This is a genomic window from Hydrogenophaga pseudoflava NBRC 102511 (assembly GCF_001592285.1).
GTDB lineage: Bacteria > Pseudomonadota > Gammaproteobacteria > Burkholderiales > Burkholderiaceae_C > Hydrogenophaga > Hydrogenophaga pseudoflava.
On the sequence record NZ_BCWQ01000016.1, the window covers coordinates 60,522 to 83,368 of the forward strand.

General features: G+C 61.6%; 23 protein-coding genes. 10 read left to right on the forward strand and 13 right to left on the reverse strand.

The window, feature by feature from the left end; translation table 11 throughout:
• Positions 1-26 precede the first annotated feature (26 nt).
• From moaC to HPS01S_RS18285, 7 genes are read left to right on the forward strand one after another with little or no spacing between them, the layout of a single operon-like run.
• A complete protein-coding gene (gene moaC, locus HPS01S_RS18255) occupies positions 27-542 on the forward strand; it encodes a cyclic pyranopterin monophosphate synthase MoaC (protein ID WP_066159359.1) in 516 nt (171 codons plus the stop codon).
• A gap of 55 nt (positions 543-597) precedes the next feature.
• Positions 598-1,905, forward strand: a complete 1,308-nt coding sequence (locus HPS01S_RS18260; protein WP_157576441.1) for a CDP-glycerol glycerophosphotransferase family protein — start codon at positions 598-600, stop codon at positions 1,903-1,905.
• Positions 1,905-2,549, forward strand: a complete 645-nt coding sequence (locus tag HPS01S_RS18265) for a YidC/Oxa1 family membrane protein insertase (protein ID WP_066159364.1) — start codon at positions 1,905-1,907, stop codon at positions 2,547-2,549. The genes HPS01S_RS18260 and HPS01S_RS18265 overlap by 1 nt, the downstream gene beginning before the upstream one ends.
• Positions 2,550-2,561: 12 nt before the next feature.
• The gene (locus HPS01S_RS18270) at positions 2,562-4,616 is read left to right on the forward strand and encodes an alkaline phosphatase family protein (RefSeq protein WP_066159368.1); all 2,055 of its coding nucleotides are present in this window, start codon (positions 2,562-2,564) and stop codon (positions 4,614-4,616) included.
• Positions 4,617-4,643: 27 nt separating this feature from the next.
• Positions 4,644-5,405: a class I SAM-dependent methyltransferase gene (locus HPS01S_RS18275; protein WP_066159371.1), complete on the forward strand. Its 762-nt coding sequence runs from the start codon at positions 4,644-4,646 to the stop codon at positions 5,403-5,405.
• Positions 5,402-6,001, forward strand: coding sequence for an HAD family hydrolase (locus tag HPS01S_RS18280; RefSeq protein ID WP_066159374.1), 600 nt, complete (start codon positions 5,402-5,404; stop codon positions 5,999-6,001). Before HPS01S_RS18275 ends, HPS01S_RS18280 begins: the two co-directional genes overlap by 4 nt.
• Positions 5,977-6,645, forward strand: coding sequence for an NTP transferase domain-containing protein (locus HPS01S_RS18285; protein WP_218016610.1), 669 nt, complete (start codon positions 5,977-5,979; stop codon positions 6,643-6,645). The genes HPS01S_RS18280 and HPS01S_RS18285 overlap by 25 nt, the downstream gene beginning before the upstream one ends.
• A gap of 121 nt (positions 6,646-6,766) precedes the next feature.
• Here the strand turns inward: HPS01S_RS18285 and HPS01S_RS18290 are convergent, their stop codons facing one another.
• From HPS01S_RS18290 to sucC, 11 genes are all read right to left on the reverse strand, one after another.
• Positions 6,767-8,173, reverse strand: a complete 1,407-nt coding sequence (locus tag HPS01S_RS18290; protein WP_066159380.1) for a sulfatase-like hydrolase/transferase — start codon at positions 8,171-8,173, stop codon at positions 6,767-6,769.
• Positions 8,173-9,594 carry a sulfatase-like hydrolase/transferase gene (locus HPS01S_RS18295; RefSeq protein WP_157576444.1) on the reverse strand — a complete coding sequence of 474 codons (1,422 nt, stop codon included), beginning with the start codon at positions 9,592-9,594 and terminating at the stop codon, positions 8,173-8,175. The genes HPS01S_RS18290 and HPS01S_RS18295 overlap by 1 nt, the downstream gene beginning before the upstream one ends.
• Complete coding sequence (tfpZ, locus tag HPS01S_RS18300; protein WP_066159386.1) at positions 9,594-10,379, reverse strand: TfpX/TfpZ family type IV pilin accessory protein; 786 nt, start codon at positions 10,377-10,379, stop codon at positions 9,594-9,596. Before tfpZ ends, HPS01S_RS18295 begins: the two co-directional genes overlap by 1 nt.
• 87 nt (positions 10,380-10,466) lie before the next feature.
• Positions 10,467-11,015 carry a pilin gene (locus HPS01S_RS22380; protein ID WP_084397511.1) on the reverse strand — a complete coding sequence of 183 codons (549 nt, stop codon included), beginning with the start codon at positions 11,013-11,015 and terminating at the stop codon, positions 10,467-10,469.
• Positions 11,016-11,249: 234 nt separating this feature from the next.
• Complete coding sequence (locus HPS01S_RS18305) at positions 11,250-11,798, reverse strand: pilin (protein ID WP_066159389.1); 549 nt, start codon at positions 11,796-11,798, stop codon at positions 11,250-11,252.
• Positions 11,799-11,985: 187 nt separating this feature from the next.
• Complete coding sequence (locus HPS01S_RS18310; RefSeq protein WP_066159391.1) at positions 11,986-12,789, reverse strand: MBL fold metallo-hydrolase; 804 nt, start codon at positions 12,787-12,789, stop codon at positions 11,986-11,988.
• Between the two features lie 35 nt (positions 12,790-12,824).
• Positions 12,825-15,086 carry a CHASE2 domain-containing protein gene (locus HPS01S_RS18315; protein ID WP_255284248.1) on the reverse strand — a complete coding sequence of 754 codons (2,262 nt, stop codon included), beginning with the start codon at positions 15,084-15,086 and terminating at the stop codon, positions 12,825-12,827.
• Positions 15,087-15,128: 42 nt separating this feature from the next.
• Positions 15,129-15,749, reverse strand: a complete 621-nt coding sequence (locus tag HPS01S_RS18320; protein WP_066159395.1) for an FHA domain-containing protein — start codon at positions 15,747-15,749, stop codon at positions 15,129-15,131.
• Between the two features lie 39 nt (positions 15,750-15,788).
• Positions 15,789-16,577 (reverse strand): Stp1/IreP family PP2C-type Ser/Thr phosphatase, encoded by a 789-nt coding sequence (locus HPS01S_RS18325; RefSeq protein ID WP_066159398.1) that lies wholly within the window; start codon positions 16,575-16,577, stop codon positions 15,789-15,791.
• A 188-nt stretch (positions 16,578-16,765) separates the two neighbouring features.
• A complete protein-coding gene (sucD, locus tag HPS01S_RS18330; protein WP_066159401.1) occupies positions 16,766-17,659 on the reverse strand; it encodes a succinate--CoA ligase subunit alpha in 894 nt (297 codons plus the stop codon).
• 15 nt (positions 17,660-17,674) lie between these two features.
• On the reverse strand, positions 17,675-18,835 hold the full coding sequence (gene sucC / locus HPS01S_RS18335) for an ADP-forming succinate--CoA ligase subunit beta (protein WP_066159404.1): 1,161 nt from the start codon (positions 18,833-18,835) through the stop codon (positions 17,675-17,677).
• Between the two features lie 183 nt (positions 18,836-19,018).
• Between sucC and argC the strand changes: the two genes are divergently transcribed.
• On the forward strand, positions 19,019-19,942 hold the full coding sequence (gene argC, locus HPS01S_RS18340; protein ID WP_066159407.1) for an N-acetyl-gamma-glutamyl-phosphate reductase: 924 nt from the start codon (positions 19,019-19,021) through the stop codon (positions 19,940-19,942).
• Between the two features lie 11 nt (positions 19,943-19,953).
• Here the strand turns inward: argC and recX are convergent, their stop codons facing one another.
• Entirely contained in the window at positions 19,954-20,403 is a 450-nt protein-coding gene (gene recX, locus HPS01S_RS18345; protein WP_066159411.1) for a recombination regulator RecX, read from the reverse strand.
• Positions 20,404-20,411: 8 nt separating this feature from the next.
• The gene (gene recA, locus HPS01S_RS18350) at positions 20,412-21,506 is read right to left on the reverse strand and encodes a recombinase RecA (RefSeq protein WP_066159414.1); all 1,095 of its coding nucleotides are present in this window, start codon (positions 21,504-21,506) and stop codon (positions 20,412-20,414) included.
• A gap of 137 nt (positions 21,507-21,643) precedes the next feature.
• Between recA and HPS01S_RS18355 the strand changes: the two genes are divergently transcribed.
• Together HPS01S_RS18355 and HPS01S_RS18360 are read left to right on the forward strand one after the other, a co-directional pair.
• Complete coding sequence (locus tag HPS01S_RS18355) at positions 21,644-22,132, forward strand: MarR family winged helix-turn-helix transcriptional regulator (protein ID WP_066159416.1); 489 nt, start codon at positions 21,644-21,646, stop codon at positions 22,130-22,132.
• 43 nt (positions 22,133-22,175) lie between these two features.
• The gene (locus HPS01S_RS18360) at positions 22,176-22,844 is read left to right on the forward strand and encodes a response regulator (RefSeq protein ID WP_066159418.1); all 669 of its coding nucleotides are present in this window, start codon (positions 22,176-22,178) and stop codon (positions 22,842-22,844) included.
• The last annotated feature ends 3 nt before the right edge of the window (positions 22,845-22,847 follow it).

Here is a 22,847-nt window from a genome sequence, read left to right on the forward strand (position 1 = left end):
TAAAGACCGCGCAAAGACCAGCCACCATGTCCGACACATCCACCCAGCCGCCCAGCCCGCTCACCCACTTCGACGCCCAGGGCCAGGCCCACATGGTCGACGTGTCGGCCAAGGCCAGCACCCACCGGGTGGCCATCGCGGAGGGCCGCATCACCATGCTGCCCGCCACGCTGGCGCTCATCCGCAGCGGCAGCGCCAAGAAGGGCGACGTGCTGGGCATCGCCCGCATCGCGGGCATCCAGGGCGCCAAGAAGACCAGCGACCTGATCCCCCTGTGCCACCCGATCGCACTCACCCGCGTGGCGGTGGAGTTCGAGGTGGACGAGGCTTCAAGCAGCGTGCGATGCCGCGCGACCGCAGAATGCACCGGCCAGACCGGGGTGGAAATGGAGGCCCTGTCCGCCGCCAGCGTGGCGCTGCTGACGATCTACGACATGTGCAAGGCCGTGGACCGCGGCATGACCATCAGCGGGGTACGGCTGATGGAGAAGCATGGCGGGAAGAGTGGGAGTTTTGTGGCGGAACCGGCCAACAGCCAATGAACCTGTGCCGCACGCTGGCCCAGTCCGCCTGAACACGTTCGTCTGCAGAACTGTCATGCACCAGCCTTCATTCTGGCGACCACCCCGCTCGCACCCCCTGTTGGCTGCGGTGGCCTTGGTCTTGTACTCGTCTCCGGCTGCCGCCTACATCGACCCCGGCACGGGCAGTGCGCTCTTCTACGTGGTCACGGGACTGGTGGTTTCTGTCTACTTCGCAGTGCGTGGCATTTACTACCGGGCGATCGACTGGTTCTTTCGCGTGCGTCACCGGGATCAACGGTGTGAGATCGCGATTCACTGCGAGGACCCTCGCTATGAAATCACATTCATCCCGATCGTCCGTGCACTGGATGCACAAGGCATCGAGGTGACCTTCTTCACGATGTATCCCAGGGACAACTCCTTCGAGACCCTTCCCAACCGAACGGTGCATCGCGCCATTCCCGAGGGAATGATGGGCTACGCCTACCTCAACAACATTGAGGCCACCCTCCTGGTGACGACGACACCACAGCTGGATGTAATGACCTTCCGCCGCTCTCGGCGCGTCCGGCACTACGCCATCGTGCAACACGCGCTGGGAGAGTCCCGGTTCGTGCGCCCGTATGCCTACGATCACTTCGATTCGGTGCTGTGTTGCGGCCCCATTGTGAAAGCCAACATTCGGCGCATCGAGTCGATCCGTCAGGCTCGCCCGAAAAACCTGCTGGAAACCGGCATTCCGCATTACGACGAAATGACCAAGGCTGCACGGCAAGCCCCTCCTCTGGAAGGCGAGCCCGTCGTGCTGATCGCCCCGAGCTGGGGCCCGTTGAGCATGTTCGAGGCGTTTGGAACCGGCTTTGTGAAAACCATTGCAGGGCGCTTCCGTGTGATCGTTCGCCCCCACCCCCAGATGCGGGTGTCCCAACCAGAGCTCTACAGCGAGATTCTCGGACTGGAGGGCGTCGAGGTCAGCACTGACAGAACACCCGTATCGGCACTGTCAAGGGCCCACATTCTTCTGAGCGACATCTCTGGCATCGCGCACGAATTCGCGTTCATTTACGAGCGCCCTGTGGTCGTCATTGATCGTCAGATGAAGACAGGAGGACTGGAAGGCGAGCTGCTGGGAGGCGACAGCGAACTCAAGCAACTGTGCCGCGACTTCATCGTCCCTGTGCAACCCACGGAGATCGACCACATCACGGATCACCTGGAGAAGGTGCTGCGTTCGCACTCTGTCGAAACACTGGAGAAGGTGCGCAGCCAGCTGGTCTACAACTTCGGGCAAGCGGGCGATGTGGCAGCACGCCAGCTTGCAGAACTCTACGCCGTCGAAAAGACCGGCGCATCGATCGGCACACGCGAGGTCCATGCGTGATGTTCGAGATCCTCGACATCCTTTTCCTGCAGCCACTGATGGTGATCTACCGGTGGCTTTTTGATGCGGTCCCCGGGCTCGATTCCGGCCCGAGGATCATCGTTTTTGCTCTTCTGCTGAACCTGCTGCTGGCACCGGCCTACCGGCAGATGGAGGCTCGTGCAAAGGCTGGACGGGAAAAGCTCGCCGCGATGAACAAGGAGGTTGCGCGCATGAAAGCGAACTTCCGGGGTCGCGAGCGCTACTTCTACATCCGTGCCGTCCACCGGCAGTTTGGGCACCACCCCATTCACGCCCTGCTCTCCTCCAACGAACTGCTGCTGCAGATTCTGGTGTTTGCGACCGTGTTCCAGTTCCTCTCCGGCTCCCAGTTGCTGGACGGTCACGCATTCGGCCAGATCAGCGACCTGGGCCAGCCCGACGGCCTTCTCGGTGGCCTGCATCTCCTGCCCTTGCTGATGACGGCCATCAATGTGCTGTCGGTGACCTACTACGTGAAAGACAAAGGGCAACGCGGGCAGGGCATTGCACTGGCCCTGGTCTTTCTGGTCCTGCTGTATGCGAGCCCCTCGGGCCTCGTGCTGTACTGGACCATCAACAACCTCTGGTCCTTGGTCCGCAACATGGCCGCTCTGCGCCGCTGAACAGTACATCCGATGGAAGCTCTGGTTGTCTTTGTTGTCGGGTTCATCATCGTCGTCACAGCGACGGCTCTGCTGAAACGGACAGGTTCTGGCAAGCACGCGGGTGTCGTGTTCTCTATCCAGGTGAGTTTGCTGTTTCTCGTGGCAACCCTGTCCCTTTGGCACGAGTGTTCCGTCGGGACGATTGTCGCGTCAGGACTGGCCACGGTCCTGGGCTGGTATGTGGCGGACAAACCGTCCCACAGCGCGCTGGCGGTCTTCGTGGGCCGATACCGGCTTGCGCTGTTCCTGTTGTCCATATTTGGCATCGCACTGCTGGTTCTGGTCGCCATTCCCATCACCACCTTTTTGACTTCACCGGGAGAGCTGGGCATCCACATGGATCGGTTGCTCAAGGTGAATGTGCGCGACGTGATGGTGATCGTGTACAGCGCGGCATTCATTTACCTGCTGGCCACAGTCCCAGGACTGCGCGCCGCCATGGCAGTGGTGGCCACTGGCGCCTTCTTCCTCGGCTGGATGTACGCCTTCGTGCTGCCTTTCGGATACCCCATGCTGACCGGGCTGGCGTTCGAGCAGCTTGCGCGCCCGCTGCAGGACATCTTGCTCAGAAGCGCCATGGATCTGGTGGTCGTGCTCGCGGTCGCGTTCGCGCTGCGGTACTGCTGGCTGCGGTTCGGCTCTCGAGCGGTTCTAGGCGCGGTCATGATGGCCAACGTTTCCATTGCCCTGGCCGTCGGCTTCAGTGCGTCCCGCGATCAGGTGGGTCTGGCCGGGAACATCAACGAAACACCAACGCACTCCAGACCCATGGTGTTCTCCCGAACACAGCCGAACACGCTGTTCATCTTTCTCGACCGCTTCATGGGCTCTCACGTGGAATCGGCCCTGAGAGACGAACCTCAGCTCGCAGACCGCTTGAGTGGGTTCACCTGGTACCCACGCAGCGTCTCGGCCGGAGAGAATTCGATCGCAGGTGTCCATCCCCTGTTGGGTGGCTACGACTACCTTCCCGTCGAAATGAACGCACGAGGCCGATCGCTGAAGGACTTGTCGGTCGAGGCCTTTTCCATCCTCCCTCGCAACTTCGCTCAGAAGGGATACCGCACGAACGTGGTCAACCCCCGGGGACTGGGTTTCACCATGATGGGGGACTGCAGTTTTCTGAACTGGGAAAGCGTGTTCTGTTCGCACATCCCCGCAGGTGTATCGCGACAGAAAGCCCAGCAGATGGGCTTTCCGGTCCATGCGCTCGCGGAGGCGAACTACGCCAGTCTGTTATCGCTGCTGGGTGCCATGCGCGTCGCGCCCTATGCCATGAAGGAGGCGATCTACGCCAGGGGGCCGTGGCAACCCTTTCTTGACCACTCGTCAGGCACCACGTTCCGCGAGTGGGCCGAGCTCGATTCTCTGAAAGAGCTGACCTCGGTCGATGACGCGGCACCGGCCTTCAACATGGTCACCAACATCCTGCCCCACGAACCCTACTACATGGGTCTCGACTGTCTTCCAAAGACCACCCAGCTGCATGTGTCCACCGAAGAACTCCAGAAGCTAGGCCACAAGAGCCTGTTCTCCCTCCAGCACGCCAACACCGCCCGATGCGCACTGCGACTGGTTGCCCAATATCTGGATCATCTGAAAGAGGTCGGTGTCTACGACCAGACAACCATCGTCATCGCGTCGGACCACGGCATTGTGGGATCGGTGCAGGACAGCTCCAGCCGAGCGGTTGCAGGAGGGGCCACCGACAACACCTATGTCAGCGTCCGGCCCCTCGTGATGGTCAAGGACGCGGGCGCCAAGGGTGCAATGAAAGTGTCCGAGACGTTCATGCCCAACGCTGAGGTGCCGATCATCTTGTGCAGGTCCATTGGTGGATGTATCAACCCATATATGGACAACAAGCCGATCGCGACCGATGGACGCGACGACCCGTTTCCCGTGTCGCTGGTCCCCTGGCAGTTCAGCCTTCAGAGGCCTGATGCCTTTGTCATCAGGAAACAGCTGATGCTCACAGGCAAGGACCCCTTCAACCGCGAGGGATGGAGCAGCTCCGCTCCCTGAGTCGCACAACATTCACCACGAAGAATCATGAGCCGCATCTTTTCCGACGACCAGAGCAGCGATCCTCCCCGGATCGACCGCTCGAAAGTGGGTGACTTCTTCGCCGAGCGGGCCCGCCGCATCGAGCGTGTCGGGCCAGTGAGGGCTGTCATCTATCAGGACAAGCATGCGGACCTGGCGGAACGCCGCGACGAGGCAGAGAAAGTCTGCCTGCTGCCCTTGCTGCTGCTGGACGGTACCCAACGGGTGCTGGATGTCGGCTGTGGCACTGGCCGCTGGGCCAGCAGCCTGCTGGGTCAGTGCCATGCATACCACGGCCTGGATTTCAGCGCTGATCTGGTGGCCTACGCGAAGTCCCGATACGGTGCGCAGAGCACTTGCCGGTTTTCCGTCGCATCGGTGGATGATTTTTCGCTGGCGTCGCTCGGGGAGAGTCTTCCCTTTGATCGCGTGCTGTGCGCAGGGGTGCTGATCTATCTGAACGACGACGAGCTCTTGCGCGCCCTGCGCTGCGTCGCTGACGCTTTGGCACCCGGCGGGAAAGCGGTTTTTCGGGAGCCGGTGGCCCAGGGTCAGCGGCTGACCATCAAGGACCATTTTTCCGAAGAGCTGGAGCAGGACTACCACGCGATTTACCGTACAGACAGCGAACTGCGCGCCTTCGTGGCCCAGGCGATGGGAGTCCAGGGTTGCCAACTCACGGACAGTGGCGATGTCTACAGTGACCAGGCACTGAACAACCGGGCAGAGACCCGGCAGCGATGGTTTGTGGTGGAGCGCGCCTCATGAGCACGGCCTTCTGCTTTGACCTAGACGGAACGCTCACCCGAACGGAGATCCTTCCCTGCATTGCCTCCGAGCTGGGCATCTCCCAGGAAATCGCGACGCTGACACGCATCACGATGGAAGGCCTGATCACTTTTGAGGAGTCGCTTGCGCTGCGGGTTGCGATCCTGGGCCGCGTCCCTGCAGACAGGGTGCACTCCATCATCGCCGACATACCCATGGACGAGGCACTTCTCGCATTCATTCGCGAGCGGTCGGACTCATGCTTTGTCGTGACAGGCAACCTGGATCTCTGGACCCGCCCTGTGGTGGAGTCGCTCGGTTGCACAGGCTACTTCTCTTCGGCCAGCCTGGTGGATGGTCAGGTGCGCCTCGACAACATCCTCAACAAGGGCGATGCCGTCGACCATCTTCGGACGCTGGGCCACTCCCGGATCATTGCCGTGGGTGACGGCTCCAACGATGTCCCCATGCTGCGCGCGGCCGACGTGGCCATCGCCTACGGTGGAACGCACAGCCCGACCGCGGCCGCCATTGGCGCTGCCGACTACGTGATTCATGATGGAAAAACCCTATGCAGCCTGTTGACTTCGCTGTGATCGCCGCCGCCGGTCTTGGCTCCCGACTGGGATACGGCATCCCCAAATGCATGCTGGAAATTGGCGGAAGCACACTGCTGAGCAAGCTCATCGACACGCTGACCCCCTTGGTGCGGCGAATCCATGTGGTGGTCGGCTATCGCGAGGAGATGATCGCGGACCTCGTTGCGAGGAGGCACCGAGATGTGGTGCTGGTCCGGAACCCCCAGTTTCGAACCACCAACACGGCGCAGAGCATGGCACTGGGCGCGCGTGGTTGCCAGGGGAAGGTGCTGTACCTCGATGGAGACCTGCTGATTGAACCCGAATCGCTCCAGGCCTTTGTCTCCGAAGCCACGTCCCATCCGCTGCTGATCGGTGTCACGCCCTCCAGCAGCGAGAACGCGGTATACGTGACCACAAGAACCCAGCCTGGAGAGGAAATGCTGGTGACAGGTTTCACCCGCACGCAGGCAACGCCGCTGGAGTGGGCCAACGTGTTTTCAGGTCCGGCAGACGCCCTTGACGGAGAGGTTCGCTACGTCTTCAACCGACTGGAGCAGCAGTTGCCAATCCCCTGCTCAGAGCTGAACCTTCGGGAAGTGGACACTGTCGCCGATCTGTCAGAGGCCAGACGATTCGATCTTCACTTGAGGAAGCAGTAACGCCAAGGCGGCCCGACAGAACGGCCCAATATCGCTTGCACGTCGCAGCCCTTCTGCATCGGTGTCCGACAAGAATGTGCGGCTTGCGGGTACCTCCGGTGTCCGAACAGGACCGAAGCCCTCACTGCACTACGAAACGAAGCATCGGCACCTGTTCCTGCTTGAACCTGACACGAGACGCTGAGTCGTTAAAAATGGGCGCATGGTCCCCCACGACGACCACCTCCACTCCCTTGAGGGATTCTTCTTCGGCCAGCTTGGCCAGGCCCTCGAAGAACTGCACATGCAGGTTCTGGTATCCACATAGCTGGTCGCTGTATGCGTCTCCGAACGCCTTGTGACACACCGCTTCGCGGTAGTTCTCTACGTCGCGTCGGTCGTACGGTATGTGCGAATTCAAGCTTAGCCAGTAGAGAAAAACCTTCTCATGGCCCAGCTTCTTGCGCACCACATCCAGAAGATGACGGTCGCAGTAACCTGGAAACGAATAGCACTGTGTTCCCTCAAATGGAAGGTTCTCCCTGAACACGAGGTCATCGAAGCCGATGACCGGGTACCAGTTCACTCGGCGGTACATGGCGCCGAAGGCCGCATGCAGAGCCACTGTCTTGTAACCCTGCTTGGCGAGCTTGGCTGGCAGGCATTCACCTATGGCCTCTGGCGTCATCCGCTGAAAGTTCAGGCGCGTCGGGATACGTCCGCAAAGCTCACGCAACTCCCCCGCCGCCGTCGTTCCGACGGCGTTGATGCTTCCCACCTGCAAGTCGTGCACATGCGCACTGCTGCGCAATGCCGAAATCTGCTGCTCAAGCACAGCTGGCTGATGAGGCCTCCCCCAGGATTCGGCAATGATGAACAGGATACGCGGCGATCTGGGTTGCTCGCCCAGCATCAAGCTGGCTGCCGATGGCTGTGCGACCGGAAGGTACTCAGCATCCTCGGCGTCGGCGCCAATGTGCACATGCCGCCTGCGGTTTTCCTCAAGCACCTGGTGGACGAAATGAGCAGAACTGCCGAACAGCAGCCGGTCTCGCTCGGCGAATGGCGGTGAAAAAAAAGTGGCACCAGCAAATGACAGCTGCCACTGAGTCAGCAATAGCCCCGACGCAAAAAGCCAAAGCCATCGCCAACGAACCCCCTTCAAGCTTCCCGCCGCGACCCAGAAGCCTGCAGCGGCGATCACCGCCAGCGCAGCGAGCATCACAAGGTAGGTCCCCTTGGCTTCCAGAAGGTACCCGGCCATGTCTCCCACTTGAGCAACCTCGATCAAGCGAAAAACGGAGGTAGCGCCAAGGGTCAACTCCAAGCAGACCGCCGCAAAAAAGACCAAAACACCCAACCACCGCCACCCCGCCACAAACAGCAGCATGGCCATCAACATTTCAGCATTCAACAGGTAGCGCTTGAAGCCGAAATGCAGTGAAGTCCACTGAAAGAGCAGGCCCAGAAGAAGATAGGCCGCCAGTGCAAGCAGGCCCCTCACACCAGGGGCGTTGGCGTATTGCGCGCGCGCGCTGGGCGACCCCATCACTTCACTTTGAAATGCAGCACGGGAACCCGCTCACGTTCGAAGCGCTCACGCGTCTCGCCATCAAGAAATATTGGCGCGTGATCCCCAACCACCACAACCTCCACACCTCGCAACGCGTCATCCTTGATGAGATTGGCCAGCCCGTCAAAAAATTGGGCATGCAGGTTCTGATAGTTGCAAAGCATCTCATTGGAGCTTTCGCCAGTGAATACACTGCAAAGCTCCTCACGATACTGCGATATATCGCGCCGATCGTAGGGAACATGGGTATTGAGGGTCAACCAATATACAAACACCTGGTCATTTTTCAGTTGATCCCGCACCACCGGAAAAATGTTGCGATCGCAATATCCGGGAAACGAATAACAGTGTGATTCAGACGCAGGCATGTCGTCCTTGAAGAACATCTGTTCAAATCCAAGTATGGGATACCACCGGCTTCTTCGGTACATGCCACTGTCAGCCCCATGAACCGCGACCGTTCGATACCCAAGGGTCTTCAATTTCTTGGGAAGGCACTCCCCAACCAATTCGGATGTCATTTTTCCGAAATTCATCCGGCTGGGTATCAGGCCACATAACTCGCGCAACTCGCCTGCAGCCGTCGCTCCTCTTGCATACACGCTGTTCAGTTCCAGGCCCTGCACATGAGCACTGTTGCGCAAGGAGAGAATCTGCTTCTCCAGAATGTTCGGATCCCTTGGCAAGCCCCATGCCTCGCTGATCACGAAGAGAATTCTCCGGGAATCTGGTGATTCCCCCATGATTCCATCTGCCGCCGAAGGATGTCGAATCTTGTGGTATTCAATGTCAGGATTGCCATCGACCGCCTGCTTGACTCGATTCAGATCCAGCGTATTCTTCAGCAGAAAGGAGGCGCTTCCAAATAACAAAGCGTCCTGACTGGCAAGAACCGGCGTGAAAAATTCACCCCGCTCTTCGGAAATTGACCACTGCCCGTAGGTCAATCCGACAACAAACACGCCGCCAATCAACGCCATTCGACTGAAGCGAACGCCCGAAAGTAACGTACCCGCCACCCAGAAACACCCCACCACCAATACAAGCGAAGCGACAAACCAAAATATATCTTCAGGGCGCGCAAGAAGCGCAAACTCCGCCATGTCCAGCGCCTCCCGGACATTCATGAAATGAAACAATCCGGTCAGCCCAAGAACTATTTCCAACACCAAACCAGACAAAAACAGAAGCAGTCCAGACCACCGGTACCCCAGCGCAAAAAAGACAACGGCCACCAGCAACTCAAAGCCGAGAAAATAGCGCTTGTATCCGAAACGGAGTGCCACATATTGGAAAATCCCGTTCAACAAGACGAGAGCGATGACCGCCAGCACGATCCTGAGCCAGCCTGTCTTGTACCAAGGGGAACGGTTCAACAGCGGAGATTGCCGGTTCATCAAAAAAACCCATCAAATGGCAGGATGCCGACGATTTCTCCATCTCGACGCAAAACGGCCACCGCATCGTGTTTGGCACGAACAGGCAGAAAGCGCAAACCGCTTCGTTCTTCGTGAGCATCAGTCGATGCAGACAGTTGCTCAGCAGCGGCCTTGGCCGCTGGATATCTGGACACCAGAACGTCCAGTGTCCGTCCGGCAGACACCGCTGCGGCTCGAGCTTGTTCGTCGTACGGAACCCAGAACTTCGGGCGCTGACTGTTGTCGATTCCCTGGAGAATCGCAGCATTCAAAGCATCGGAGCGCTCTTGCGGTGTGCGCGACTTTCGCACCGCAAGCAGCATGGGCCCATTCATGGGCAGACGCCGAAACATGGGCAGAGCCTGAGGTAGTTCTTCTTCCACCACCTCGGCAAAAGAAACCACGCGAAAGCGGTCGAATTCGAACGCAAGCGCCACTGGCCGCCCCAGATAGACCGCGTGAAGCCCATACGACAGGGCCAGTACCTGAAGGAGCGCAATGACCGCAAGATCCCGCCTGAGATGAGGCCAGCCTTTTGAGCGGTCAAATACGACAAATGTCAGAAGTGGCCCGAGCACGACATCCACCATCATGACAATCAGGAAGAGGTCTGTACCCCCCGCCAGCATACGGTAGTCAGCCGGATACCAGAAGCCGAAGACGAGCACAGCCAACACCGAGGCCACGGATGCAGACAACAGCAGATGCACCCCTGCCGCCTTGGCTCTGGTGCTCAATGTGGTGAGAAAACGTGAGTCAGTCATTCGCACAAATGCGCTGCAACAAATCCAGTCCACCAATCCTACGCGAGCCCAACACCTCCCTGAAACTGCGCCACAACGACGCAGGCGTCATCGACATTCGGTAGGCGCAAACCGGGAGGGCAGCGCATTGGCGGGAATACCGATGGTCATTCCCCTGGCCGTAGCCACATTGTTTGCAGAAGATGCGCAGGCCCAGTCCACGGGGCCGGTCTCGCCTGAATAGGTTGAAGACAGCGCGGTGTCCAGCGCCACAAAATTGCTGCCCACGGATACAAATGGCTTGAGCCTCATCATCGAATCATCAGGAATGGTTCCGACGTTTTCACGATTGAAAGTGATCGATATTTCGCCGGTTATCGCATCAATCTGAACACCACTCACGTATTTGCTCACAAGCCCATTGCTACCGTTGGCCTCATTGTATGAGCCAGCCACAGCCGCCAGCTCAGTCTGTGTCAATGCGGCAGTGGCCACCGCCTGCTTTGCATCCGAGGCCAGTGAGAGCCCTTCAACAATGCGTGAACGGATTGTGTAGTCCTGGTATGCTGGCAGTGCAACAGCCGCCAGGATGCCAATGATCGCAACCACGATCATCAACTCAATCAGCGTGAACCCTCGATGGTATTTGGAACTCATTTGCACCCCATAGAATGTGTTTTTGCGATTCCAAAAACAAGCAGGTTGCATGCCAAGAGCTCAAAACTCTTCAAAGATATATTCACTCCATTCGCAAGCAATTCATCAGTCTCATCGGCGCTCTCGTGCAATAGACAGGCGCAACATCAACTTAATTCATCAGGAACTGGCACAAAAAAGGGGCACCGCAGTGCCCCTTTGAAATCAGTCAACCTGAGATCTATAGCGCTTCTATCAGCGGCACTCGCTGGGCGCGAACTTGGCCGGCAGAGTGCCCGCCGTGAGGCCAGCATCCATACCACGAGCCGTTGCCACGGTATTGGCGACCGAAGCGCAAGCCCAATCGATGGCACCGGTCTCACCGGAGTACGCAGCGGCCAGTGCGGTATCGAGTGCAACAAAGGTGCTGCCGACGGACATGAAAGGCTTCAGATTGAGCGTCGCGTTGTCAGGGATGGTACCCACGTTGGCGCGGTTGTAGGTCACCGTGATCTCACCCGTGGCGTCATCCATCAGCACGCTGGACACGTACTTGCTGGTCGCACCGGTGCTGCCACCTTGGGCGTTCCACGAAGCAGCCAGTGCCGCCAGCTCGGTCGCCGTCGTAGCGCTGGTGCCGATCTGCGTTTTTGCATCGGCTGCCACCGACAGACCTTCCGTCACGCGGGCGCGGATCGTGTAGTCCTGATACGCCGGCAGCGCCACCGCAGCCAGGATACCGATGATGGCCACCACGATCATCAGTTCGATCAGGGTGAAACCTTTTTGCAGGGAACGCTTCATTGAAAACTCCTTGAAGGGGGTTGTGGGTTGAGGACAGGGACTTCGACGCACAGAGCGTGCCAGCCCGATTTGCCCTGCTTTTCGCATGCTTTTTCACGCCTCGCCCGCTGTAAGTGACGATTTGTGTCCTCTGTCGCCGGCGGTCACTGACAATTTTTGTCACCCCCCATTCGTGGGACAAAAATTGTCAGAGTTCGAAGGTCTGCCCCGCGCTGAGCCAGCGGATGTCGTGGCGCACGTCGTTCGGGCGGTTGGGTGCGTCGTCGAAGCGGCGGATCTCTTCCATGATCAGCCCGGTTTCCGCCGGCTTGGTATGGGTGATGTAGATCGGGAAGCGTCGGCTGCGGTCGATCTGGTCCAGTTCGTCGGCCAGCGAACTGGGCGCCAGATGCAGGCTGCGCTGGGCCAGTTCGCGTTCGCGGTCGCTGAACGCGGTCTCGATGATCAGCATGGCCACATCAATCCGGTTGACGCGCTGCCAGAACGCTGGGTTGCGCTCGGTGTCGCCGCTGAACACCCAGTGGCCGCTGGGGCTGTCGACCGCATAGCCCACGGCCGGGACGGTGTGCACCGCCGGCAGCACCTCGATGCGTTTGCCCCCCACGCGCAGCAGTTCGCCCACGGTGATGGACACAAAGCGCATCAGCGGCGTCTCTGCGCTGGGGATGGTCGAAAAATCGGGCCAGATCAGGTTGTTGAAGATGTGCACCCGCAGCGCGGAGATGGTGCCCGGCAGGGCGTGTACCACCAGCGGCGCGGCGCCCGCCGCCAGCCGCCGCGCGGCGACGGCATCGAGCATCAGGGGCAGGCTGGCCACATGGTCGAGGTGGGAATGGGTGAGCAGCACATGGTCGACCCGGGCCATTTCGTCGAGGCTGAGGTCGCCCACCCCCGTCCCGGCGTCGATGAGCACATCGTCGTCGAGCAGGAAAGAGGTCGTCCGGCAGCCTTGCGATATGGCGCCCGAGCAGCCCAGTACGCGTACCCTCATCAATGTTCCAGGAGTTGGTGGCCCGTTCGGGCGGATTATTTGGTGTCGAACGCGGTGGAGCCGTCCCAGTCCGGGGGCGGAGGCTCGACCCGCATGGAGACTACCCGTTCGGCGTAGAGCCGGTAAAGGACTTTTTTGGCATTCTTCCGCTGCAGCTTCTCCAAATGAGCAAGGCAGCGGTCCCAGTTCTGCTGGCGCCAAGCCTGCAGTGCCTGCTCCCATTCTTTCAACTCGTCTGAAAGTTCCGGCGTCATCTGGTCGCCGGCGCACAGGGGCGTATGGATGTCCACGGCCTGCGCCTTGCCCTTGACCCGCACCCGGTCCAGCTCCTGCCAGACGAAGTCCGGCGCCTGCTGGCGCGTGGACCCGCTGGCCACCACGTCGACGCCGTACACACGGGTCAGCCCCTCCAGCCGGGCGCCAAGGTTCACGGCGTCGCCGACCACGGTGTAACTGCGCCGTACGTCCGATCCCATGTCGCCCACACACATGTCGCCGGTGTTCAGCCCGATGCCCACGCCAATGGCGGGCAGGTGTGCGGCCTGGCGTTCGCGGTTGATGGTCCCGATCTCGGCGGCCATGTCCAGCGCCGTCTGCACGGCCAGTGCGGCGTGCCCTCGGGTTTCGACAGGGGCTCCCCAGAAGGCCATCACGCAATCGCCCATGTATTTGTCGATGGTGCCTCGGTGCTGTCGGATCACCCGCGTGAGTCGGCTGAACACGGTGTTGAGCAGCGCCTGCAGCCCGGTGGGCGGCATGGACTCGGCAATGGCCGTGAAACCGCGCATGTCGCAGAACAGCACGGTCAGTTCCCGCGTACTGGCTTCCATGCTGTAGCTGTCCGGATCCTTGACCATCTCGTCCACCAGCTCGGGCGGCACGTAGGTGCCGAACAACTGGGCCAGCTCCCGTTTGGCCCGGCTTTCCACCAGGTAGCCGTAGCTCATGTTGATCACGAAGGTGAGCCCTGCCATCACCAGGGTGCTGGCCATGGGCAGCGCCAGCCCGTGGGCCAGATACAGCCAGGTGTTGAGCCCCACCACGGCCGCGAACACGGCCAGACTCAGGGCCACGGCGCCGGTGGCGCCCACCACGGGCAGTCCGAACGCCAGCACCAGGCCGGCCAGCAGCAGCACGACCAGTTCGTAACCGGCGGCGTAGTCGGGCCGGGCGACCAGGCGACCATCCATCAGCGCGGTCAGCACGTTGGCATGGGTTTCGACGCCTGGATAGGCCTCGCCCACCGGGGTGGCGCGCAGGTCCAGCAGCCCAGGCGCGGTGGTGCCCAGAAGCACGATGCGGCCCTTCAGCAAGTCGGACGCCACCCGATTGGCCAGCACATCAGACGCCGAGACATAGCGGAACGAGCCGCCCTGCGGGCCACCGGGTCCGCGGAAAGGCACCAGCACCGCCACTCGTTCGTCCACCGGGATCTCCAGCGTTCCGCCGTTCTTGCGCAGAGCGATGCTGCGGGGCCAGTCGTAGCGATCACCCACTGCGGGCTGCGGCGGATAACGCGGCTCGACCGTCGGCATGCCGGTGATCCTCCGGAACATGGCGAGGGACAAGGATTCGTAGTACGACCCGCCGTGCTCGGCCAGCAGGGGGAGGGAGCGCACCATTCCGTCGTCACCGGGCACGGCATTGAAGAACCCCGCCAGAGGCGCAGCAGACGCCAGACCCGGCAGGTTGGCTCCGTAGCCCGTCCACTGCGTGGCCTGCAGAGTGCGGCCCTGCAGGCCGGCGCGCCTGAGCACGGGCTCTGGCAAAGTCCCGGATGTCCGCCCGCCGGATTCGTTGCTGAAGTAGAAGCCCATCACCACCGGCCGTCCGCGCAGGGTATCTGCCAGTCGCCGGTCGTGGTCCAGCCCCTGACGCAGGCGTGTGAGCGCTGATGAAAACTCTGGAAGATCTTTCAGGTCTTCGCGAGCCAGTCGCTCCAGTTGGGGCAAACCGGAACTTCCGTCCGGCTCGGCAAACACCGTGTCCATGCCGAGCAAGGCGATCTGGTGGCGATCAAACAGCGCATCCACCAAGTCCGCCACGCGGTTCCTGGGCCAGGGCCAGCGCCCCACCTCGGCCAGGCTCTGCTCATCGATGTCCACGATCACCACGCGCTCGTCCAGGGTCGCCGGCATGGTCCAGCGCAGGCGCGCATCGTAGATCTGGTCGTCGAGCCGCTGCAGACTGTCCAGAGGCAGCAGACCCAGGACGTGCAGCACACCCAGCAGAAGCGGCAACAGGGAAACGGCCACGCGCCGGCCATGTCTGCTCAAGGCCCGCATGAGGCGTTTCATGACAAGCGGGCCGCCTAGGCGGCGACTCCCGCAGACAGAACGTCAGGCCTGGACGAACTGCATCTGGGTGCCGGCCAGTTCGATCATGTCGCCGTTCTGGAGGTTCACGGCCTCGGTGGTCAGCGCCTTGCCGTTCACCGTGGGCTTGACCGCCCCCTCCACCAGCGCCACAACGAAGCCATGCGGACGGCGAGTGATGGCCGCCACGGCAACACCGGGCTTGCCGATCGTGGTCACCACCTTGACCAGCGGCACCTCGCGGCCAGCCGCCGCCCCCGACATAACCCGGATGGAGGCTTCACCCACCGTCGAAGGCTCGGATGCCACCACCGCACCCGAATTGATCACTGTCGTTTTTTCCTGCTGATCGGAAGCCCCTTCGTGGAAGAACTTGATCTTGTACTTGCCGATCTCGACGGTATCGCCGTTCTGCAACTGCTGCTTCTTGATCGCCTTGCCGTTGACGTACGTTCCGTTGGTGCTATTGAGATCTTCCAGGAACACATCTGCACCCGACATCTGCATGACGGCATGCTCGCCGCTGACCGCCAGGTTGTCGATCACGATGTCGTTGTAGGGCCGACGGCCCAGCGTCGTGCGATCCTTGGTGAGCTGCACTTCCTTGATGACGACGCCGTCGATGGAAACGATCATTTTCGGCATGGCCGACTCCTCTGGAACCTAATAACTAATGCCAATTGTTTACGGCTGCCCCAGCATACGCGACAACAGGCCCCTCTTGACCGGTTTGGCGCGGGCCTGGGCCAGTATCACCGAAATATTATCGCGACCCCCGTTGCCATTGGCGCAGTCGACCAGGCTGCGACCCGAGGCCTCGAGCCCAGCCTCCTCCAGCAGGATCTCTGCGATGCGCTCGTCGGGCACCATGTCGCTCAGACCGTCGGAACAGAACAGGTAGATGTCGCCGTCCTCGACCCGGAACTCGTTGACTTCAAGCAGCACGGTGTCTTCAACACCCAGCGCCCTCGTCACCAGATTCTTGTGGGTGGCAAATTGCGCCTGCTCCACCGAGATCAGCCCGGCATCGATCTGCTCCTGCAGCAGCGAATGGTCTCTGGTGATCTGCTGAAGGGTCCCGCCCCGCAGGCGGTAGCAACGCGAATCGCCCACGTGCCCAATCATGACCCGGGCGCCCTGGAACACCCCCATGACCAGCGTGGTGCCCATCCCCGCATACAGCGGATTGGAATTGGCCGCATTGAAGATCGACCGGTTGGCGTTGTCGACGCAGATCTCCATGGCCCGCTTGAGCTCGCGCGCATGCGCCTCGTGACCGCCCTCGGTCATCCAGCGCCCCAGTTCGTTGTGAATGAAGCCCGTGGCCATGGCACTGGCCACCTCACCAGCGTTGTACCCACCCATGCCATCAGCCAGAACGACCACCTGATTGGCAGGATCAAGCGCGACCGAGTCTTCGTTGTTTTCACGAATCAGGCCGGGATCTGTCTGGCTGTAATACTCGAAGATCATGTAGACCGGTTTTATAGCTTGAATCAGATTCCGCGGCCGTTGCTCGCTGAGACATTTGTCACGCTTTGAAGACAGTCACCTGTCTTTTCTCGGCTTCAAACCCGGATGCCAGACTTTGAACCATCGACCGCCAACGGAACAAAAAAAGGCCACGAATGCGTGGCCTTTTCTCTCGTTGTTGACGCTGATTACAGCTGTGCCTTGAGCAGCTTGCCCAGCTCGGACGGGTTGCGCGTGATCACGAAACCACACTCTTCCATGATGGCCAGCTTGGCGTCGGCTGTGTCGGCACCGCCAGAGATCAGCGCGCCGGCGTGGCCCATGCGCTTGCCGGGAGGGGCCGTCACGCCAGCGATGAAGCCCACCACGGGCTTCTTCATGTTGGCCTTGCACCACTGGGCCGCTTCGGCTTCGTCCGGGCCGCCGATTTCGCCAATCATGATCACCGCGTCGGTGTCTGGATCGTCGTTGAAAGCCTTCATCACGTCGATGTGCTTCAGGCCGTTGATGGGGTCGCCACCAATGCCCACGGCGCTCGACTGGCCGAGGCCGACTTCGGTCAGCATGGCCACGGCTTCGTACGTGAGCGTGCCCGAACGTGACACCACGCCGATGCGGCCCTTGCGGTGGATGTGGCCGGGCATGATGCCGATCTTGATCTCGTCTGGGGTGATCAGGCCAGGGCAATTGGGGCCCAGCAGCAGGGTCTTCTTGCCGCCGGCAGCTTCCTTCGCCTTCATCTTGTTGCGCACCATCAGCATGTCCTTGACGGGAATGCCCTCGGTGATGCAGATGGCCAGATCCAGGTCGGCTTCCACGGCTTCCCAGATCGCATCTGCAGCGCCTGCTGGAGGCACGTAGATCACCGACACGGTCGCGCCGGTCTGCTGGGCTGCTTCCTTCACGGAGGCGTAGATAGGGATGTTGAAGATCGACTCGCCAGCCTTCTTGGGGTTCACGCCAGCGACAAAGCAGTTCTTGCCGTTCGCGTATTCTTGGCACTTCTCGGTGTGGAACTGGCCAGTCTTGCCCGTGATGCCCTGGGTGATGACCTTGGTGTCTTTGTTGATGTAGATCGACATGTGTGTTCTCCGGGCTTACTTGACGGCAGCAACGATCTTGGTCGCTGCTTCGGCCATGGTGTCTGCAGCGATGATGGGCAGGCCGGACTCGGCCAGCATCTTCTTGCCCAGCTCTTCGTTCGTGCCCTTCATGCGCACGACCAGCGGCACGCTCAGGTTCACGGCCTTGCAGGCGGTGATCACGCCGGTGGCGATGGTGTCGCACTTCATGATGCCGCCGAAGATGTTGACCAGGATGCCCTTGACTTTGGGGTTCTTGAGCATGATCTTGAAGGCTTCGGTGACCTTCTCGGGGGTGGCGCCGCCGCCCACGTCCAGGAAGTTGGCCGGCTCGCCGCCGAACAGCTTGATGGTGTCCATGGTGGCCATGGCCAGGCCAGCACCGTTGACCAGGCAACCGATGTTGCCGTCCAGGCTGATGTAGGCCAGGTCAAACTTGGAAGCCTCGATTTCGGCCGGATCTTCCTCGTCCAGATCGCGGAAGGCCACGATTTCGGGATGGCGGAACAGGGCGTTGGCGTCGAAGTTGAACTTCGCGTCCAGGGCCATCAGGTTGCCCTTGGAGTCGCAGTTCAGCGGGTTGATTTCCACCAGCGATGCGTCGGTGTCCATATAGCACTTGTAGATCTTGGCGAACAGATCCACCGCCTGGTCCACGGAGCCGCCTGTCAGGCCGATGGCGGTCGCCACCTTGCGCGACTGCGCTTCGGTGATGCCGGTCAGCGGATCGATCATCTCGGTGATGATCTTCTCGGGCGTGGAGTGGGCCACTTCCTCGATGTCCATGCCGCCTTCGCTCGACGCGATCAGGGCCACCTTCTGCGTGGCGCGGTCGGTGACCAGCGACACGTACAGTTCGTTCTTGATGTCGGCGCCGTCTTCGATGTAGAGGCGGCGGACCTTCTGGCCTTCTGGACCGGTCTGGTGCGTGACCAGTTGCATGCCCAGAATATCCGTGGCGCGGGCCTTGACGTCGTCAATGCTCTTGGCCACCTTCACACCACCGCCCTTGCCACGGCCACCGGCGTGGATCTGGGCCTTGACCACCCAGACCGGGCCACCGAGTTTCTGCGCGGCTTCGACGGCTTCCTGCACCGTGAACGCGGGAATGCCGCGGGGGACCGGCACACCAAACTGACGCAAGATTTCCTTGCCTTGGTACTCGTGAATCTTCATGAGGTTTCTCTCGGACTGGGGTTGTTCGATCCGGCCAAAGGGCACAGCCGGTGCGCGGGCTCGTGGACACGGCAACCGACGACTGTATCATGTTGCGACGCACCAATATATAAGCGCTGGCTTACATAATGCATAATTATCGAGCCCGTCGCTGAACCCTGACTGACACCAACAGGAGCCGCCATGACCAGAATCTTCATCGACGGCGAGGCCGGGACCACCGGCCTGCAGATACGCGAGCGTCTGCAACAGATGCCCGTCATCGAAATGTTGAGCATTGCGCCCGAACGGCGCAAGGACCCCGAGGCCAAGAAGGCCCTCATGGCAGAAGCCGACCTGGTGATCCTGTGCCTGCACGACGATGCGGCCATCGAGTCGGTCGCCATGGTCGACAGCCTGCCGGGCCGCAAACCCCGCATCATCGACGCCTCCACCGCACACCGCTGTCACGATGGCTGGATCTACGGCTTCCCCGAACTGAGCGCGGGTCAACGCGAGGCCGTGCAGAAGGCGGACCGCGTCGCCAACCCCGGGTGCTACGCCACAGGAGCCATCGCGATCCTGCGCCCCCTCATCGATGCAGACCTGTTGCCCAGAGACTTTCCGGTGTCGCTGCCCTCGGTCAGCGGTTACTCGGGCGGTGGCCGCACCATGATCGAGGCCTACGAGGCCGGCACCGCACCGCTGCACGAGGCCTACGCGCTGGGCCTGTCGCACAAGCACATTCCCGAGATCCTGCGCTACACCGGCCTGAACCGGCGCCCCATCTTCATTCCTGCGGTCGGCAACTTCCGCCAGGGCATGCTGGTGCAGCTGCCCCTGCATCTGGACGACCTGCCCGGTCAGCCCAAGGCCAGCGATCTGCACGACGCGCTGGTGGCGCACTATGCGGCCAGCGCGGCGCAAGGCGGCTGGGTCAGCGTATTGCCCGCGACCAGCGACGGCAAGCTGGACGCCACCGCACTGAACGACACCAACCAACTCGAATTGCGCGTGTTCGCCAACGAGACGCACCGCCACGCCGTCGTCATCGCGCGCCTGGACAACCTCGGCAAAGGCGCCAGTGGCGCGGCCGTGCAGAACCTGCAGCTCATGCTGGGGCTGTAACGCCCGCCGTATCAATCGTCGTCCGCACCGCGGACCACACGACGGATCGCCTCGGCGCCAAAGCCGCGCGATGCGAGGAACCGCATCTGCTTGGCACGACCCGCCGCGTCCGCCGCGGGCTCGCCGAATTTCTTGCGCCAGACCTCGCGGGCCCGCTCGGTCTCGGTGCCCCGAAGCCGGTCCACCGCCTCGGCAACCGCCTCGGCACTGACGCCCTTGGCCTGCAGTTCCTGCTTCACGCGACCTGCGCCCAGCCGGGCGGACCGCCGGTGGATCACCGACTCGACCACCCGCTGTTCGCTGATGAAGCCCTTGGCCTGCAGCTCGTCCAGGGCGCGCTGCACTTCACCAGGCTCCTGCTCGTGGGGTGCCAGCTTCTTCTCCAGCTCGGCGCGCGAGTGTTCGCGGCCGGCCAGCAGCCGCAGCGCTCGGCCCTTGAGCGAGATCTTGTCGACCCCCACCGCAGGACTTATTCAGCGGCCTCGGCTTCGGTGGCCTTGGCCTTCTTGCCCTTGGCAACGGCCGGGGCAGCTTCTTCGGCTCCCGCATCAACCGGCAGCAGGGGCACCCCCAGCTCGGTGCGCACCTTGTTCTCGATCTCCACGCGCAGCTCGGGGTTCTCCTTGAGGAACTCGCGCGCGTTGTCACGACCCTGGCCGATCTTCTCGCCGTTGTAGGCATACCAGGCACCGGACTTCTCGACCACCCGGTGCAGCACGCCCAGATCAAGGATTTCGCCTTCGCGGCTGATGCCTTCGCCGAACAGGATGTCGAATTCGGCCGTCTTGAACGGTGGCGAGACCTTGTTCTTCACCACCTTCACCTTGGTTTCGTTGCCGATCGCGTCCTCGCCTTTCTTGATGGTGCCGGTGCGGCGGATGTCCAGGCGGACGGAGGCGTAGAACTTGAGCGCGTTGCCACCGGTGGTGGTTTCGGGCGAACCGAACATCACGCCGATCTTCATGCGGATCTGATTGATGAAGATGACCGTGCAGTTGGTCTTCTTGATGGTGGCAGTGAGCTTGCGCAGGGCCTGGCTCATGAGGCGGGCCTGCAGGCCGGGCAGGCTGTCGCCCATCTCGCCCTCGATTTCGGCCTTGGGCGTGAGCGCCGCCACCGAGTCGATGATGACCAGATCGACCGCACCGGAGCGCACCAGTGAATCCACGATCTCCAGCGCCTGTTCGCCGGTGTCGGGCTGACTGATCAGCAGGTCGGGCACATGCACGCCCAGCTTCTGCGCGTACTGGATGTCCAGCGCGTGTTCGGCATCGACGAAGGCGCAGGTGCCGCCGAGCTTCTGCATCTCGGCAATCACCTGCAGGGTCAGCGTGGTCTTGCCCGAGGATTCCGGGCCGTAGATTTCGATGACACGGCCACGGGGCAGGCCGCCGACACCCAAAGCAATGTCCAGACCCAGCGAACCGGTGGAGACCACCTGGATGTCCTCGATGGCCTCGCCTTCGCCCAGGCGCATGATGGTGCCCTTGCCGAACTGCTTTTCGATCTGGGCCAGCGCGGCCTGCAGGGCCTTGGCTTTTTCGGTATTGGTGGCGTTGTCCATGTGCGGTGCTCCTGTGTGTGAGTGGGTACTTGCATCAGTCTGTGGATTTATGTACAGGCTGGATGTCTGAACAGGAGTGTATCGCCACATAAACTTCTCACAAGCCAATAAATGGTCAGTTTGCCTTACCATTTGACATGCCTGTCTCACCCGCTTCCACGACCGCCGACGACCGCTGGCGGGCCACCCACCTGGGCCGTGTCATGGGTCATGCGCTGCGCCGCTTTGACGAGCGCGTGCTGTTCCTGATGGCGCACGACGCCAATGTGCCCCTGGCCCTGTCCAACCTGGCCGCACGCGAGCAGATCGGCGCCGCCCACATCCACATCACGCGCCACCTCGCCCTCAAGGGTTCGCGCCTGACCGAACTGGCCGCCGCCGCAGGCATGAGCAAGCAGGCCATGGGCGATCTGGTGGCGCAGTGCGAGGCCTGGGACCTGGTGCGGCGCGAGCCCGATCCGCTGGACGCGCGTGCGCGGCGCATCGTCTTCACCGAGACCGGCCTGCTCTGGCTGGAGGCCTTCCGGCTGGCCGTGGCGCGGGCGGAAACCGAGTTCCGCGCGCAGGTCGGCACCGAGGTGGCGACCGTGGTCGCGCTGGGGCTGGAGGCGTATGCTTCGCGCTAGGCGCGCCACCTACAATGACCCCAGAACCCGTAAGGAGACACCCATGCGCATCCTGATTGCAGAAGACGACCAGGTCCTGGCCGACGGTCTGTTGCGCAGTCTGCGGGCCGCAGGTGCCGCGGTCGACCATGTGGCCAATGGCAGCGAGGCCGACGCGGCCCTGATGACCAACAACGAGTTCGACTTGCTGATCCTCGATCTCGGCCTGCCCAAACTGCACGGCCTGGAGGTGCTCAAGCGCCTGCGTTCACGCGGCTCGGCCCTGCCCGTGCTGATCCTGACCGCCGCCGACAGCGTCGATGAGCGGGTCAAGGGCCTGGACTACGGCGCCGACGACTACATGGCCAAGCCGTTCTCGCTGCAGGAGCTCGAAGCCCGGGTGCGCGCGCTCACGCGCCGTGGCATGGGCGGCGCCAGCTCCACCATCAAGCACGGCCCGCTGGTGTACGACCAGGCCGGCCGCGTGGCCACCATCGACGGCAAGATGGTCGAACTCTCGGCACGCGAGCTGGGCCTGCTGGAGGTGTTGCTGCAGCGCGCCGGCCGCCTGGTCAGCAAGGACCAGCTGGTCGAGCGGCTGTGCGAGTGGGGCGAGGAGGTAAGCAACAACGCCATCGAGGTCTACATCCACCGTCTGCGCAAGAAGATCGAGAAAGGCCCGATCCGCATCGCGACCGTACGGGGGCTGGGCTACTGCCTCGAAAAGATCTGAGCG

Bases quoted from the DNA above. Each gene is read 5' to 3' on its own strand.
- HPS01S_RS18315 (WP_255284248.1), bottom strand. From the start codon at position 15,086: ATGAAACGCCTCATGCGGGCCTTGAGCAGACATGGCCGGCGCGTGGCC.
- moaC (WP_066159359.1), top strand. From the start codon at position 27: ATGTCCGACACATCCACCCAGCCGCCCAGCCCGCTCACCCACTTCGAC.
- HPS01S_RS18325 (WP_066159398.1), bottom strand. From the start codon at position 16,577: ATGATCTTCGAGTATTACAGCCAGACAGATCCCGGCCTGATTCGTGAA.
- HPS01S_RS18310 (WP_066159391.1), bottom strand. From the start codon at position 12,789: ATGAGGGTACGCGTACTGGGCTGCTCGGGCGCCATATCGCAAGGCTGC.
- HPS01S_RS18355 (WP_066159416.1), top strand. From the start codon at position 21,644: ATGCCTGTCTCACCCGCTTCCACGACCGCCGACGACCGCTGGCGGGCC.
- argC (WP_066159407.1), top strand. From the start codon at position 19,019: ATGACCAGAATCTTCATCGACGGCGAGGCCGGGACCACCGGCCTGCAG.
- HPS01S_RS18275 (WP_066159371.1), top strand. From the start codon at position 4,644: ATGAGCCGCATCTTTTCCGACGACCAGAGCAGCGATCCTCCCCGGATC.
- HPS01S_RS18290 (WP_066159380.1), bottom strand. From the start codon at position 8,173: ATGGGGTCGCCCAGCGCGCGCGCGCAATACGCCAACGCCCCTGGTGTG.
- HPS01S_RS18320 (WP_066159395.1), bottom strand. From the start codon at position 15,749: ATGCCGAAAATGATCGTTTCCATCGACGGCGTCGTCATCAAGGAAGTG.
- HPS01S_RS18265 (WP_066159364.1), top strand. From the start codon at position 1,905: ATGTTCGAGATCCTCGACATCCTTTTCCTGCAGCCACTGATGGTGATC.
- HPS01S_RS18280 (WP_066159374.1), top strand. From the start codon at position 5,402: ATGAGCACGGCCTTCTGCTTTGACCTAGACGGAACGCTCACCCGAACG.
- sucD (WP_066159401.1), bottom strand. From the start codon at position 17,659: ATGTCGATCTACATCAACAAAGACACCAAGGTCATCACCCAGGGCATC.
- recA (WP_066159414.1), bottom strand. From the start codon at position 21,506: ATGGACAACGCCACCAATACCGAAAAAGCCAAGGCCCTGCAGGCCGCG.
- HPS01S_RS18285 (WP_218016610.1), top strand. From the start codon at position 5,977: ATGCAGCCTGTTGACTTCGCTGTGATCGCCGCCGCCGGTCTTGGCTCC.
- HPS01S_RS18360 (WP_066159418.1), top strand. From the start codon at position 22,176: ATGCGCATCCTGATTGCAGAAGACGACCAGGTCCTGGCCGACGGTCTG.
- HPS01S_RS18295 (WP_157576444.1), bottom strand. From the start codon at position 9,594: ATGAACCGGCAATCTCCGCTGTTGAACCGTTCCCCTTGGTACAAGACA.
- HPS01S_RS18260 (WP_157576441.1), top strand. From the start codon at position 598: ATGCACCAGCCTTCATTCTGGCGACCACCCCGCTCGCACCCCCTGTTG.
- HPS01S_RS18305 (WP_066159389.1), bottom strand. From the start codon at position 11,798: ATGAAGCGTTCCCTGCAAAAAGGTTTCACCCTGATCGAACTGATGATC.
- sucC (WP_066159404.1), bottom strand. From the start codon at position 18,835: ATGAAGATTCACGAGTACCAAGGCAAGGAAATCTTGCGTCAGTTTGGT.
- HPS01S_RS22380 (WP_084397511.1), bottom strand. From the start codon at position 11,015: ATGAGTTCCAAATACCATCGAGGGTTCACGCTGATTGAGTTGATGATC.
- HPS01S_RS18270 (WP_066159368.1), top strand. From the start codon at position 2,562: ATGGAAGCTCTGGTTGTCTTTGTTGTCGGGTTCATCATCGTCGTCACA.
- tfpZ (WP_066159386.1), bottom strand. From the start codon at position 10,379: ATGACTGACTCACGTTTTCTCACCACATTGAGCACCAGAGCCAAGGCG.